Genomic DNA, 12,561 nt, shown 5'->3' on the forward strand with positions numbered 1-12,561 from the left:
CACGCTCGCACGGCGGGTGTTAATAAAACATGCTGCCGTCGTGAAGCCCCGGCATCCCGTTACTGGCGCTCGTCGCGTCCCGCCGCAGGTCGCGACCAGCCCGGCGTCGCGCGCCACGGGTTGATGTCCAGACCGCCGCGACGCGTGTACCGCGCTTCCACCGACAACGCCTCGGGCCGCGCGCGCGCAAGCAGGTCGCCGAAGATGCGTTCGACGCATTGCTCGTGAAACTCGGCATGGTCGCGGAACGACACGAGGTAGCGCAGCAGCCCGGCACGATCGATACGCGGGCCGCGGTAGGCGATGCGCACGCGGGCCCAGTCGGGCTGGCCGGTGACCGGGCAGTTGGACTTCAGCACCGCGCTGGTCAGCGTTTCCTCGACGCGATCGCCATCATCGGCGTGCAGGAACTGCGCGCGCGGCGGGCCGTAGTGATCGATGGCGATGGCGAGCGCGTCGATCGATTCTTCCGCGCCGTTGGCGCTGTCGGTCGTGTCGATCGGCGGCAGTCCCATCGCGACGGTGACCGTCGCGCCGGCCACGCGCGACAGATCGAGCGCGATGCGGCTGCGCACCGCCTCGGCCGTGTCGAAACGCGCGGCGTTGAACGAGTTGAGGTAAAGCTTCAGCGACTTGGACTCGACCAGGTTCGGCGAATCGGCGGGCACTTCGAAGGTGGCGGTGGCGACGCACGGCTTGCCATTGCCGTCGAGCCAGCTGAGCTCGTAGGCATGCCAGCGGTCGTGGCCGGCGAAGGGCAGCGCGTTGGCCGTCAGCCCGATGTCGCTGCGGCCGAGGCTGCGCGCGATCGGGAACAGCAGGTCGGGATCGAACTGGCGCGGGTAGTCGACGTGACGCCCGAGCGGGATGGTGGTGTCGGCGGATTCTTGGCTGGTCATGCCGCGATTATCGCCCCGCCGGATGCTGATCGCTCTGCATGCGGGCGCGTGGGCGCCCCAGCGGTGGAACCCGGCGCCGCGAATCCGCGGCGCCGGGTCCGGGTTGCCGGATCCGCCTTACGGCAGGACGCAGCAGCCGATCTTGCCGCCGCCGTAGCGGCAGCCCGGCTTGAGCGGACAACCCGTGTCCGGATGGGTAGCGCTCATGCCGCCGGTATTCAGTGCCTGCGCGGCTCCGAAACCGAACGAGCCGGCGATGGTCAGGGCAAACAGGGCGACTTTGATGCGCTTGCTCAGAAGCTTCATTGCATTCTCCGTGTCGTGGTGACGGCAATCGGCCTATCCATGGCTCGAACCACCGTCAGGACCTTCGCTACCTCTTCCTTGGTGTTCAGTTGTCCGTTGTGCGAGAACAGCACGCGTCCATCGCGGTCGACCACGACCAGCAACGGCACCACGGTAATGTCGTACAACGAGAGTGTCTTGGGCGCCGACAGCACGACCGGGAAATCCAGGCCGCGAGAGCGCACGTAATCGTCGACCGCCTGCCGCGGCGGCTGGGCGATGCCGAGCAGCTCGACTTGCCCTTGAGGCGCATCGCGCAAGGCCAGCGCCAGCGCGCGAACAGCCGGCAGCGATGCCTCGCAGATGGGGCAGGCGGGATCGAAGAAGTACAGGACCTGATGGCGGCCGCGCGCGGCGCCGAGCGTGACCGGCTGGCCGTCGAGCGTGGTGGTGTGGGTGGCGGGCAACCAGCTGCCGACCTGTGGCCGGCGGCCGGCATCGACCAGTGCGTCGTAGCCCTCGCGCAGCTGGCGGTTCTGCACCGACAGCAACACGACGAGCGCGCACGCGGCCAGCAACAGGACATAGGCAATCCAGTTGCGCTGCATCGTTTCCCCTTCCTTGAGGCCCCCCGTGCCGGTTCCGTCGCTTGGACGGGACCGGGCTCCTTGCCGCCCGGTGAAGCTAGCACCGCGTCTTCGTCAGGTGCAAGCGGCGCGAGGCCACTTCACCTCGCGCCCCCCACCTCGCGCGTCAGCCCTGCGGCGCGTGCAGATAGTCCAGGGTGACCTGCAGCATCGCGCGCAGGCCGACGTCCATCGCCGATTCGTCGAGCACGAACTCCGGCGAGTGGTTGCCCGGTGCCGTCGACGGATCGATGCCCGGTGCGGTCGCACCGACGAAGAAGAACATCGACGGCACCTCGCGCGCGTAGAACGAAAAGTCTTCCGCGCCCATCTGCAGCGGCGGTTCGACCACGTTGTCCGCGCCGGCCACCGCCTTGAGGCTGGGCAGCATGCGCGCGGTCAGTGCCGGATCGTTGTAGGTCACCGGGTTGCCGTTCTGGTCGGGCACCTGCGACTGCGCAGTGGCGCCGTGCGCGGCGCTGACGTGATCGGCGACGTTGCGCAGATCCTTGAAGATCGCCTCGCGCATCGCCGGGTCGAAGCTGCGGATGGTGCCGATCATCTCGACCTGGTCGGGAATGATGTTGTAGCGGATGCCGCCGTGGATCGCGCCGAACGTCACCACCGCCGGCAGCTTGGCGATGTCGGTACGGCGGCTGACGATGGTCTGTGCACTGCCGATCACGTCGGCCGCGGCGACGATCGGATCGATACCGCCCCACGGCCGCGAACCGTGCGTCTGACGGCCCTTGATGGTGATCGAGAACCGGTCCGACGCCGCCATCAGCGGGCCCTGGCGCACGCCGATGACACCGGCCGGAAGGGTCGAGAACACATGCAGGCCGAACATCGCGTCGGGCTTGAAGTCCTTGAACAGGCCTTCGTCGAGCATCAGCGAGGCGCCACCGCGTTCGTCCGCCGGCGCGCCTTCCTCGGAGGGCTGGAACACCAGCATCACCGAGCCCGGCAATTCGCTTTGCATCGCCACCAGCGCGTCGGCGATGCCGAGCAGGATGCCGGTGTGCGCGTCGTGGCCGCAGGCATGCATGACGCCGGTGGTCTGGTTGTTGAAGGTGGTGGTGACCTTGGACGCGAACGGCAGGTCGACCTGTTCGGTCACCGGCAGCGCGTCCATGTCCGCGCGCAGCGCGACGCGCGGCCCGGGCTTTCCGCCTTCGATGATCGCCACCACGCCGTGGTGCGCGATGCCCGTGCGGGGCTTCAGGCCCAGCGCGCGCAGGTGCTCGGCAACCTTGGCTGCGGTGCGCTGCTCGCGGTTGGACAATTCGGGAAACTGATGGAAGTCGCGGCGCCAGGTGATGACTTTCTCGCGCACTGCCTGCGCCGCGGCACGGACTTCGGCGCGTTCGCCGGCAGCGGCGGGAACCGTTTGCGCGAACGCGGCGGGGGCAAGCAGGGAGGCAAGCAGGGCAGGCAGCAGCAGGCGCATCGACGGAACTCCGCGGGTCGGTCTGGGTAGCTGCCGATGCTAGCGGCAAAGCACCGTGACCAGTGGATCGCTCTGTCGCGTGGTCTTGATGGCGCGCGGCGTGCAACTGCGCGCCGCGGGCTCAGCCGCGATGCGCCAGTGCCAGGTACTCCGCCGACTGCATCTCGATCAGGCGCGAAGCGGTGCGCTCGAAGGCGCCGTGCAGGCGCTCGCCGGTGTACAGCAGCGGCGGCGCGACGGCGGCGGTGCAGATGAGGTTGACGTGGCGGTCGTAGAGCTCGTCGATCAGGTGCACGAAACGACGCGCCGGATCGGCATTGTTGTCGTTGAATGCGGGGATGCCACCCACCAGCACGGTGTGGTTTTCGGTGGCGATCTCGATGTAGTCGCTGGCCGCGCGCGGGCCTTCGCACAACGCCGTGAAGTCGAACCAGCAATGGCCTTCGGCCAGACCGCGCACCGGAATCGTGCGGCCATCGATTTCCAGCGGGCCGTGCTCGGACGGCAGGCCCGTGGTGAGGTCGCGCCAACGCGCCGCCAGCCAGTCGTCGGATTGGCCATCGAGCGGCGACCGGTACACCGGCGAGCGCGTCAGTGCGCGCAGGCGGTAGTCGTTGTCGCTGTCGAGCAGCACCACCGCGCAGTGCCGCTGCAACTGGGCGATGGCCGGCAGGAAGCGTTCGCGCTGCAGGCCGTGCGCGTAGAGGTTCGACGGGGCGGTGTTGGAACTGGTGACCAGCGCGATGCCCTCGGCGAACAGGCGCTCGCACAGGCGGCCCAGCAGCATCGCGTCGCCGATGTCGTTGACGAAGAACTCGTCGAGCACCAGCACGCGCAGCTCGCGGCCCCAGTCGCGCGCGATCTTCATCAGCGGATCGCTTTCGCCGGAGTGCGCTCGCAGCTGTGCGTGGACTTCGCGCATGAAACGGTGAAAGTGGGTGCGGCGCTTTCCGCCAAGGCTGCTCCCGCCGGGATGGCCCGTTGCCGCGTCACCGCTGGCGGCGACGTCGCGGTGCGGCAGGCAGTCGTAGAACAGATCGATCAGGAACGTCTTGCCGCGTCCGACGCCGCCCCACAGGTACAACCCGCGTGGCGGCGGCAGCGGCTTGTTGCGCAATCGGTCGAACAGTCCCTGGCGGGGCGGATCGAGCAGGGTGGCGAACAACCGGTCCAGCTCGATCAGCGCGGGCTGCTGGGCGGGGTCGACGGTCCAGTCGCCACGCGCGACACCGGCGGCGTACGCCTGCGACGGCGTCATCGCGGCCGGCGTGGCATGCGCCACCGGCTCAGCGTGCACGCGCACCCCGGTCGTCGTTGGCGCCGGCATCGCGGACGGCAAAGGCCACCGGCGCGCAGATGGGCAGCGCGGCGATGTCCATCCGTGACGCGCGGGCGCGCGGCCCGGCGTCGGGCAGGGAACGGTGACTCATGCGCAGGGCCTCACGCCGGGCGGTTGGCCGGCGTCGGGCCCGGCAGGTAGGCGCGCACGCCGTGCTTGATCGCGCCGCGCAGGTCCATCAGGCGGCGGTGGAAGAAGTGGCTGGTGTCGGGCATCTTCACCAGCTCCGGTGGGTTGGGCAGGCCCTTGAGGCCGTCGAGCCAGGCGTACACCGCGGCCGGATCGACGATCTCGTCCGCCTCGCCCTGGATCACCAGCCACGGGCATTGCGGCGCGGCGAGCGCGGCGAAGTCCCATCCGCGCCCGGCGGGCGGGGCGATCGAGATCAGCATGCCGGGCTCGAGCTCTGCCGCCAGGCGCAGCGACACGTAGGCGCCGAAACTGAAACCGGCCAGCCACAGCTGCGCGTCGGGGCGCTGGTCGCGCACCCAGGCGGCGACCGCGCGCAGGTCGTCGGCCTCGCCGTCGCCGTTGTCGAAGCTGCCCTCGGAACCGCCCACGCCGCGGAAGTTGAAGCGCACGGTGCCGACGCCGGACTCGCGCAGTGCGCGCGCGGTCATCGTCACCACCTTGTTGTGCATCGTGCCGCCTTCGGTGGGCAGCGGGTGGCAGACGATCGCCACCACTGGCACCGGGGCGGCATCGCCTTCGGCGCCCTCGACGATGGCTTCCAGCGCGCCGGCGGGGCCGGCCAGCACCAGCGTCGTGGACGCATCGTTGGCGAAGCTGGGCGGGATCGGCGTGGTCATGGCGGGGTGGGCCTGGCCGTGAGAGACGACCGGGATGATACCGGCCCGGCCCAGCGCACTGTCATCGGCTCGCGCGAAGCGCGAAACCCAGCAGCAGCGGATCGTGGTCCGAGCTGCGCCAGGGTCCGGGCGCGGGGTTGTCGCGGTAGCCGGCCGACTCGGGTTCGTCGGCGTTGGCGTGCCATTCCGCAGCGCCGCGCAGGCGTTGCGCGAACGCGGGGCTGAGCAGGGCGTGGTCCAGCCGGCCGAGCTCGCCCTTGTAGGCATAGCTGTACGGCGCAGGCACACCGTGCGCGACGAAGGCGTCGCGCCAGCCGGCGTCGGCCAGCGCGCGCACCGGCGATTCCTGCGCGTAGGCGTTGAGGTCGCCGACGATCAGTGTGAGGTCGCTCCCGGTGCGGGTGGGATCGGTCTTCAGCCAGGCATCCAGCCGCCGTGCGGCATCGGTGCGCAGGGCATTCCAGCAACCGGCGCCGTCGCCCTGGTCGCGATCGTCACCGAGGGCTTCGCTGCAGCTCTTGGATTTGAAGTGGTTGGCGACCACCACGAACGCCGCGCCGTCATCGCGCCCGTCCGCGCGAACCGGCACGAACGCCTGCGCCAGTGGCACCCGGCTGCGATCGCCGAACGGTCCGCCCTCCAGCGTGGCGGGCGTGCCTTGCGGGCGCACGCGGTCGGTGCGGAAGATCAGTCCCACTCGGATGGTGTCGACGCCCGGACCGCGCGCGCCGTCGCGGCAGTCGTCCGCGCAGCCGCGCACGAACTGCCACCGGGCGCCGTCGCCGGCCCCCGCGCCGGTCGGCCGGGCGTTGAGCGCTTGCACCAGCTGGGCCAGGCTGGAATGCGCGTCATAACCGTCGTTTTCCAGCTCCATCAGCGCCACCACGTCGGCATCCAGCGCCCGCAGTGTCGCGACCTGGCGGGCCAGCTGGCGTCGGAGCTCGTCGACCGATCGCGCGCCGCGTTCGGTCGGGAAGCCGCCGCCGAGGCCATCGCCGTTGAACAGGTTCTCGAGGTTGAGCGCGGCGATGCGCACGTCACCGTCGACCCGTGGCGCAGCCGGCCGGGCGGCCGGCTGCAGCTGCGGCGTGCGGGTCAGTTGCAGGCGGTAGCGGCCATCGCGCTGGTCGAGCACGCCTTCCACCCGGTGCAGGGTGCTGCCCAGGCGCGCGGCACCGATGCTGTCGGCGCCAATCCCGTCGTCGCCGTGGTCGTCGCCACTGCGGGGTCGGCGCGCACCGGCGAAGCCGTCGTCCAGCATCAGGCGGCGGGCGGAGTTGGCGACGGCGAGTTCGCGCGCTGCGGCACTGCCGGGCCGTTCGCGCTCATTGGGCTGCCAGAGGCGACCGTCGAAGGCGACCTGTACCTGGCCGTGCGCGGGCGCGGCGTGGTGATCGATCACGGTCAGCGGCGCGGCGATGCGCAGCAGCATGCCCTCGTGGCGTTCCCAGTCGCCGGCTGGCGCACTCACTGCCTGCGCCGCCAGGGGCGCGAGGTGCGGGGCATCGATCGCCTCGACGCGCAGCGGTTCGATTGCCGTCAGGCTGGCGCCGCGCCCGGCATCGCGTTCAACCACGCGCCCGTGCACGCGAACTGCGCTGCCGATCGTCAGTCCCGGTGCGAGTGCGCCGGTCACGAACAGGCCGTCGGAGCTGGTCGGGTCGGCGTCGCCGCTGTCCTGCACGAACCAGCCGCCGAGGCCACGGCGGCCGCCCACGGTGCCGAAGTCCGCACTGATCCGGCCCTCGACAGTGACCAGTTGCCCGACCATCGGGCTCGTCGCGCCGGTGCCCTGCACGCGCCCGATGAGGGTGCTGCCACCGTTGGGTGGCGCCGCCGTCGCGCCGACGGGCAACACGGCCAACACGCAGGCAACGGCAAGCGCCAACGGACGAAGCGGGATCGAAAGGGGCATGTGGACGTCGTGGCCTGGCGAAACGTGGATGGTAGTGGCTGCCCGTGGACGAGCAATGCCACGATTTCGCGCGACGCGGCAGGGAGGCCGCCGGGGCGCGCAAACGAAAACGCCGCCCGGAGGCGGCGTTTCGGGACGGCAGGGTCGGCGACTTACTTGAGGTTGCCGAGCATCCAGTCGACCGTGGCGACGACCTGTTCGTCGGTCAGGGCCGGGTTGCCGCCCTTGGCCGGCATCACGCCGGCGCTGCCGGTGAAGCCTTCGATCGCATGCTTGTGCAGGGTTTCGGTGCCCTGGCCGATACGCGCGGCCCAGTGCGCCTTGTCCATGGTCGGCGCGCCGCCGGCGCCCGACTTGTGGCAGCCCGCGCAGAGGCTGTCGAAGATCACCGAGCCGTCGGTGGTGCCGCCATAGGCGACCTGCGATGCGGCAAGCAAGTCAGCCGCCGCCTTGGCAGAGGCCTGCGCCGCGGCACCGGTGGCGCCCGCATAGACCGCGCCAACCGGCGCGATACGGGCTTCGGTGCGACGTGCGACGGCCGGGTCCGGATCACGCGGGAGCTGGTGATTGATGTAGATCGCGGCCAGGATCAGGCCAAGTGTGACCAGCCCGAGGAAGCCGATCACCATCGAGAATTTCTTGAGGAATTCAAGGTCGTAGTTGCGCACGATCCACCTAGGTTGCAGGCGCCCCAAGGGGCGCAGCTTGGCTGCCAGAGTTACCCGCACGAAGGTGCGGCCGCCGGCCAGTATAAAGGCGAAGGCGCGTCGGGGCACGTCGGGCCTTCCGCCGGCGGCGCCGATGGCGGTCCGCGTCCGCCCGGGCGCTTGCCGCCGAGCGGCCTCAAACGCGCCGCCGACGGGCGATCGGTGGCTCAGGCGCCCCGGCCCCGACACCCGGCAAGGACGCTGGGGACGGTGAGATCGCGCAGCCCATGCGTGCCGCTCCAGCCGCAGTGGCCCCGATGGCGATGAGCCCCGCACTCGTGACGGGAGGCAACGCACATGGCCCGGCAGGATTCCGGGGTCACCGGACGAGCGCCGTCTGCCGCATCGAGGATGCCGCGTGGGTGATCTCAATAGGTACCGATCGGCTCGGTTGACTGAGGCCCGGTGCTGCCGGGTGTTCCCTGGAGTGCCCGCGGGTCGAGTGGGCATACTTGGGCAGGGGCGTCCTGGTTCAAACGGATGTCGGTGGGCCCATCCATTCCGGACACGCGCGCTGAGCATTTCGTGCTTGTTGTCAGGGCTGGTGAGCCCCAAGAGTTCATTCAAGCCGAACGCCGTTCGCCAGTTGCCTGGTGTCGGCTCGGTTCAGGCGTAGGGACGCACAGGAGACCTTCTTGCAAGCCTTCAAGTTCTTTGCGCTTTCGTCGTTATCGGTAATCGCATTCGACGCGCTCGCATCGGTCGCGTCCGTGGCGCTTGGCTTTCCCTACTCGTACACCGCCTTTGGTTCTGCCGCGCTCTACATCGTGCTGGCGTTCTTCGCTGCTCGAATGTTCGGCTTCTGGGCTGCAATTGCGCTTGGCGTGGTGATGGGGATAACCGATGTAACGATTGGCTGGGCGGTCTCCTGGGCGATCGGCCCCGGCCGGTATGACGTGGGCACGCTCACGCCATCGGACTGGATCTTCACCGCGCTGTTCGCAGCCGTCCTGGGTGCAATTTACGGGCTGATTGGCGGCAGCGTCGGCACGTTCGCGCGGCGGCGGCGGCCTGCAGGAGAGCCGCAGCCATGACCAACCAAATCTCAGGCGTTCGGGAGGTTGACCTTTCAGACAACGAGCGTCGGATTCTCGCTTCATGGTGTGCAGATTGTGCTGCACGGTCCCTTCATCTTTTCGAAGCCGCGAAGACGTCCGACCCCCGTCCCCGCCGCGCAATTGAGGCTATCAGGGCTTACGCTCAAGGCGCAAAGAGAAGCGGGGAGCTTCGCTCATCCGGCTGGAAAGCCCTCCGGGCTTCCAGGGAAGCTCCGACTCCCAGCGCAGAAGCGGCAGCAAAGGCGGCCAGCTATGCCGCCGCAACGGCCTATCTTCATGCGTTGGCAACTCCTCATCAGATCAGGCACATTCTCGGACCCGCGGCACAAACAGCAATCTCCATCGAACTCTTCGCTGGATCAGATACCAGCGTGGGAGATAGTGAGATTGTTTGGGCCGCTGAACATGCACCGGCAGAAGTTCGCCAGGTCGTACAAAGATTCCCCAACCGGGCGCCCGGAAGCACCAGAGTTGCGGCACTCGAATTGCAACTTGATGCTGCATTGCGGCGTCATGGCACATATCGCACGGGTGCCTAACCATTCCATGAGGAGCTTCCCGTGGACCCCGTGATCCCTTCCGGGAGATTCAGCGCAAAGGTATCAGCGGCACGGACCTGCTCGCCGACAAGGTCATGCTGACCGTAACGACGTCGCGGCCCGTTTCGTGGGGCCGTTTCTGGTGGAGACGTCGCTCATGGCGCCGAACGGCATGCATGGATCAATCCACTCCAGACGGTACGTCGCTCTCCCTTGGGGGCGGCACGTGCGTTCCTCTGAGGTGATTGGCCTGGTCGTGGCCCGACCGCGTCGCGGCTGATCGCCAACCATCCATTCAAGCCGACGCCGCTTCGTGGCTTGGTTTGATTCAGGCGTTTGGCGAGGCGAAAGCGAACCGTGGGTTGGCGCGTTGGCGACCTCGCAAAGACGGAGGTCTGACGCCAACGGAACTGTCGCAGGGATTGGCGCGCCTGGAGGGATTCGAACCCCCGACCAATGGCTTCGGAAGCCACTACTCTATCCGGCTGAGCTACAGGCGCGTTGTGGTGCACGGTGCTTTCGCCCCGGTGCCGCGGAGCGTTGCCGGGCGGTGGAGCCCGTGCGGCAGCGCCGAGGGTTCCGGCCAGGACTGGCATCCGGCCGACGCGGTGGACCGCGTGCGGGCAGGCATTCTAGCGGCAAATGCGGGCGTCCGGGTGGCCGTGGCCTGCGCGAGGTCGTGTTGCGCTGCTGCAAGCCCGCGGGCCCCTGCTAGGCTTTAGCGCATGAGCTACGAACGATTCGAGGCCCCGGTGCTGTCCCCGGCACGCGTGCGTCTGGCGCTGTACTGGCAGCTGGTGCGCGGCGACCGACCGATCGGCTGGTTGCTGTTGCTATGGCCCACCTGGTGGGGCCTGTGGCTGGCCGCCGAGGGTGTGCCGCCGCTGTGGACCCTGATCGTGTTCAGTGCCGGCGTGTGGCTGACGCGTTCGGCCGGCTGCGTGATCAACGACTACGCCGACCGCTGGCTCGATCCGCACGTCGAACGCACCAAGCACCGACCGCTGGCGACCGGCGCGGTGCGCGGCCGCGAGGCGCTGGGGGTGTTCGCGGCGTTGATGCTGGTCGCCTTTGCGCTGGTGCTGACAACCAATCGGCTGACCGTCTACCTGAGTTTCGTCGGCGTTCTGCTGGCGGCCAGCTACCCCTACCTCAAGCGCTACACCTACCTTCCGCAGGTCTATCTGGGCCTGGCGTTCGGCTGGGGCATCCCGATGGCGTTCGCCGCGGTGACCGGCAAGGTGCCGCCGCTGGCCTGGCTGCTGTACGTGGCCAACATCCTGTGGGCGACCGCCTACGACACCTGGTACGCGATGGTCGACCGCGAGGACGACCTGCGCATGGGCAGCAAGTCGACCGCGATCCTGTTCGGTGACCTCGACCTGGTGGCGCTGGGGCTGCTGTACGCGTTGACCTTCACGGCGCTGGCGCTGGTGGGCCGCAATGCCGGACTCGGCCTGTACTGGTGGGCCGGGCTGGGCGTGGCCGCCATGCTGGTGGTGCACCAGTTCGTGATCGCCCGCGATCGCGAGCGCGACACCTGCTTCCGCGCGTTCCTGCACAACCATTGGGTCGGACTGGCGGTGTTCGCCGGACTGGCGCTGGACTACGCCCTGCGCGGCGTCGGCTGACAGCGGTCGCGCCGATGACCGACACTCCGGGCTGGATTCCGCCGGAGCACGCCATGCGCACGACCCTGTTGTTGCTGTTGCTGTTGCCGCTGCACGCCCTGGCCGGGTCGTCTGCGCCCGCGTCCGCCTCGCCGACCCGCGAACACCTCGCACCGTCCGGTTGGGAGGGCTCCTACCACGGCCTGCACTACACGCCGGTGCTGAAGATTGGCGATCGGGTGATCGTCTCGGGCATCCCGGCCATCGTCGGCACGACCGACGAGGAAAAGATCCGCTGGGCGTTCAACCAGCTCAAGGCGCACCTCGAACACGCGGGCGCGACGATGGCCGACGTGGTGGAACTGCACAGCTACCACGTGGCCAACGACCACGCGCAGTTCCGCGCGCGGGTCGAGCCGGTGCTGAAGGTCCACCGCGAGTTCTTCACGGACCACTACCCGGCCTGGACCGCGGTTGGCACCACCGCGCTGTTTTCCGAAGGCGCGCCGATGGAGATCCGCGCCGAGGCGGTGATTGGATCGGGCGCCCGCCCACGCGCGCAGATCGCGGTGCCGGCACCCGCACCGGCACCGGCCGCGCCGTAGCCCACGTCGGGCCGTCACGGCACGCGTGCGCAGGCCCAGGCATCGACCCGGGCCGCGCCGGCGCGCAGCAGCACCCGCGCCGCCGCATGCAGGGTGGCGCCGGTGGTCATGACGTCGTCGAACAGCACCACGTGCGCCGGCATCGTGGCTCCGGGCACCGCCGCGAATGCCCCGCGCAGGTTGCGTCGACGCTGCGCGGCATCCAGCCGCGACTGCGGCGCGGTCTCCCGCACGCGCCGTAGCAGGTCCTCGCGCAACGGCAGGCCGAGCGCGCTTGCCAGCGGCCGTGCCAGTTCCAGCGACTGGTCGTAGCCCCGCTCGCGCAATCGCCGCCAGTGCAGCGGCACGGCAACCAGCGCGTCCGGTCGCGTGTCGTGCCGCCATTCGCGCGCCATCAGCTGGGCCAGCAGGCGCGTCGTGGCGAGATCCCCATGGAACTTGGCGCGCGGCAGCAGGCGGTCCAGCGGCCGGGCGTAGACGAACGCGGTCCGCGCACGGCCCTGGGGCGGCGGCGATCGCAGGCAGGCGCCGCAGGCATCGGCGGGGTGCGCCAGCGGCAGGGCGCAGCGGCCGCAGGCGCTGCGGTTCCAGGGAAGGCCCGCGGCGCAGTCGGGGCACAGGTCGAGCCCGGCGTGGCCGCGCTCGTGGCACAGCAGGCAGCGGGGCGGCCACACGCGCCGGGCCAGCCAGGCCCAAGGCCGGTGCCAGTGTCGTGCCCA

Annotated in this window: 14 protein-coding genes and 1 tRNA gene; 4 read left to right on the forward strand and 11 right to left on the reverse strand. The window is 69.5% G+C overall.

Features of this window, described 5'->3' with window-relative positions; all coding sequences use genetic code 11:
- Window positions 1–59: 59 nt before the first annotated feature.
- From queF to EER27_RS10165, 9 genes are all read right to left on the reverse strand, one after another.
- A complete protein-coding gene (gene queF, locus EER27_RS10130) occupies window positions 60–899 on the reverse strand; it encodes an NADPH-dependent 7-cyano-7-deazaguanine reductase QueF (RefSeq protein WP_123087981.1) in 840 nt (279 codons plus the stop codon).
- A 117-nt stretch (window positions 900–1,016) separates the two neighbouring features.
- A complete protein-coding gene (locus EER27_RS10135) occupies window positions 1,017–1,205 on the reverse strand; it encodes a hypothetical protein (protein ID WP_123087982.1) in 189 nt (62 codons plus the stop codon).
- Complete coding sequence (locus EER27_RS10140; protein WP_123087983.1) at window positions 1,202–1,792, reverse strand: peroxiredoxin family protein; 591 nt, start codon at window positions 1,790–1,792, stop codon at window positions 1,202–1,204. The genes EER27_RS10135 and EER27_RS10140 overlap by 4 nt, the downstream gene beginning before the upstream one ends.
- Before the next feature lie 145 nt (window positions 1,793–1,937).
- Complete coding sequence (locus EER27_RS10145; RefSeq protein ID WP_123087984.1) at window positions 1,938–3,260, reverse strand: M20 family metallopeptidase; 1,323 nt, start codon at window positions 3,258–3,260, stop codon at window positions 1,938–1,940.
- A gap of 121 nt (window positions 3,261–3,381) precedes the next feature.
- Complete coding sequence (zapE, locus tag EER27_RS10150) at window positions 3,382–4,518, reverse strand: cell division protein ZapE (protein ID WP_123088173.1); 1,137 nt, start codon at window positions 4,516–4,518, stop codon at window positions 3,382–3,384.
- Window positions 4,519–4,546: 28 nt separating this feature from the next.
- Window positions 4,547–4,690 (reverse strand): hypothetical protein, encoded by a 144-nt coding sequence (locus tag EER27_RS17100; protein ID WP_190285738.1) that lies wholly within the window; start codon window positions 4,688–4,690, stop codon window positions 4,547–4,549.
- A 10-nt stretch (window positions 4,691–4,700) separates the two neighbouring features.
- Window positions 4,701–5,408, reverse strand: a complete 708-nt coding sequence (locus EER27_RS10155) for an alpha/beta hydrolase (protein WP_123087985.1) — start codon at window positions 5,406–5,408, stop codon at window positions 4,701–4,703.
- A 61-nt stretch (window positions 5,409–5,469) separates the two neighbouring features.
- Window positions 5,470–7,323, reverse strand: a complete 1,854-nt coding sequence (locus EER27_RS10160) for an ExeM/NucH family extracellular endonuclease (protein ID WP_123087986.1) — start codon at window positions 7,321–7,323, stop codon at window positions 5,470–5,472.
- Window positions 7,324–7,475: 152 nt separating this feature from the next.
- On the reverse strand, window positions 7,476–7,991 hold the full coding sequence (locus EER27_RS10165; protein ID WP_123087987.1) for a c-type cytochrome: 516 nt from the start codon (window positions 7,989–7,991) through the stop codon (window positions 7,476–7,478).
- Window positions 7,992–8,665: 674 nt separating this feature from the next.
- Between EER27_RS10165 and EER27_RS10170 the strand changes: the two genes are divergently transcribed.
- Complete coding sequence (locus EER27_RS10170) at window positions 8,666–9,064, forward strand: hypothetical protein (RefSeq protein ID WP_148040993.1); 399 nt, start codon at window positions 8,666–8,668, stop codon at window positions 9,062–9,064.
- Window positions 9,061–9,627 carry a putative immunity protein gene (locus EER27_RS17600; protein ID WP_123087989.1) on the forward strand — a complete coding sequence of 189 codons (567 nt, stop codon included), beginning with the start codon at window positions 9,061–9,063 and terminating at the stop codon, window positions 9,625–9,627. Before EER27_RS10170 ends, EER27_RS17600 begins: the two co-directional genes overlap by 4 nt.
- Before the next feature lie 423 nt (window positions 9,628–10,050).
- Here the strand turns inward: EER27_RS17600 and EER27_RS10180 are convergent.
- A tRNA-Arg gene (locus EER27_RS10180) sits at window positions 10,051–10,127 on the reverse strand.
- A gap of 225 nt (window positions 10,128–10,352) precedes the next feature.
- On the opposite strand from EER27_RS10180, the gene ubiA reads away from it, so the two are divergent.
- Both ubiA and EER27_RS10190 read left to right on the forward strand, forming a co-directional pair.
- Complete coding sequence (ubiA, locus tag EER27_RS10185; protein ID WP_123087990.1) at window positions 10,353–11,258, forward strand: 4-hydroxybenzoate octaprenyltransferase; 906 nt, start codon at window positions 10,353–10,355, stop codon at window positions 11,256–11,258.
- A gap of 53 nt (window positions 11,259–11,311) precedes the next feature.
- Window positions 11,312–11,842 (forward strand): Rid family hydrolase, encoded by a 531-nt coding sequence (locus tag EER27_RS10190; protein WP_190285739.1) that lies wholly within the window; start codon window positions 11,312–11,314, stop codon window positions 11,840–11,842.
- Between the two features lie 14 nt (window positions 11,843–11,856).
- On the opposite strand, the gene EER27_RS10195 is transcribed toward EER27_RS10190, so the two are convergent.
- Window positions 11,857–12,516, reverse strand: coding sequence for a ComF family protein (locus EER27_RS10195; RefSeq protein WP_263316931.1), 660 nt, complete (start codon window positions 12,514–12,516; stop codon window positions 11,857–11,859).
- Between the last annotated feature and the right edge of the window lie 45 nt (window positions 12,517–12,561).

Origin of the sequence: Montanilutibacter psychrotolerans (genome assembly GCF_003719825.1) — a bacterium.
Taxonomy (GTDB): domain Bacteria; phylum Pseudomonadota; class Gammaproteobacteria; order Xanthomonadales; family Xanthomonadaceae; genus Montanilutibacter; species Montanilutibacter psychrotolerans.

What these genes read in the sequence shown, in the direction of transcription:
- queF (WP_123087981.1), bottom strand. Translation starts at nt 899, where the DNA reads ATGACCAGCCAAGAATCCGCCGACACCACCATCCCGCTCGGGCGTCAC.
- EER27_RS10135 (WP_123087982.1), bottom strand. Translation starts at nt 1,205, where the DNA reads ATGAAGCTTCTGAGCAAGCGCATCAAAGTCGCCCTGTTTGCCCTGACC.
- EER27_RS10140 (WP_123087983.1), bottom strand. Translation starts at nt 1,792, where the DNA reads ATGCAGCGCAACTGGATTGCCTATGTCCTGTTGCTGGCCGCGTGCGCG.
- EER27_RS10145 (WP_123087984.1), bottom strand. Translation starts at nt 3,260, where the DNA reads ATGCGCCTGCTGCTGCCTGCCCTGCTTGCCTCCCTGCTTGCCCCCGCC.
- zapE (WP_123088173.1), bottom strand. Translation starts at nt 4,518, where the DNA reads ATGACGCCGTCGCAGGCGTACGCCGCCGGTGTCGCGCGTGGCGACTGG.
- EER27_RS17100 (WP_190285738.1), bottom strand. Translation starts at nt 4,690, where the DNA reads ATGAGTCACCGTTCCCTGCCCGACGCCGGGCCGCGCGCCCGCGCGTCA.
- EER27_RS10155 (WP_123087985.1), bottom strand. Translation starts at nt 5,408, where the DNA reads ATGACCACGCCGATCCCGCCCAGCTTCGCCAACGATGCGTCCACGACG.
- EER27_RS10160 (WP_123087986.1), bottom strand. Translation starts at nt 7,323, where the DNA reads ATGCCCCTTTCGATCCCGCTTCGTCCGTTGGCGCTTGCCGTTGCCTGC.
- EER27_RS17600 (WP_123087989.1), top strand. Translation starts at nt 9,061, where the DNA reads ATGACCAACCAAATCTCAGGCGTTCGGGAGGTTGACCTTTCAGACAAC.
- ubiA (WP_123087990.1), top strand. Translation starts at nt 10,353, where the DNA reads ATGAGCTACGAACGATTCGAGGCCCCGGTGCTGTCCCCGGCACGCGTG.
- EER27_RS10190 (WP_190285739.1), top strand. Translation starts at nt 11,312, where the DNA reads ATGCGCACGACCCTGTTGTTGCTGTTGCTGTTGCCGCTGCACGCCCTG.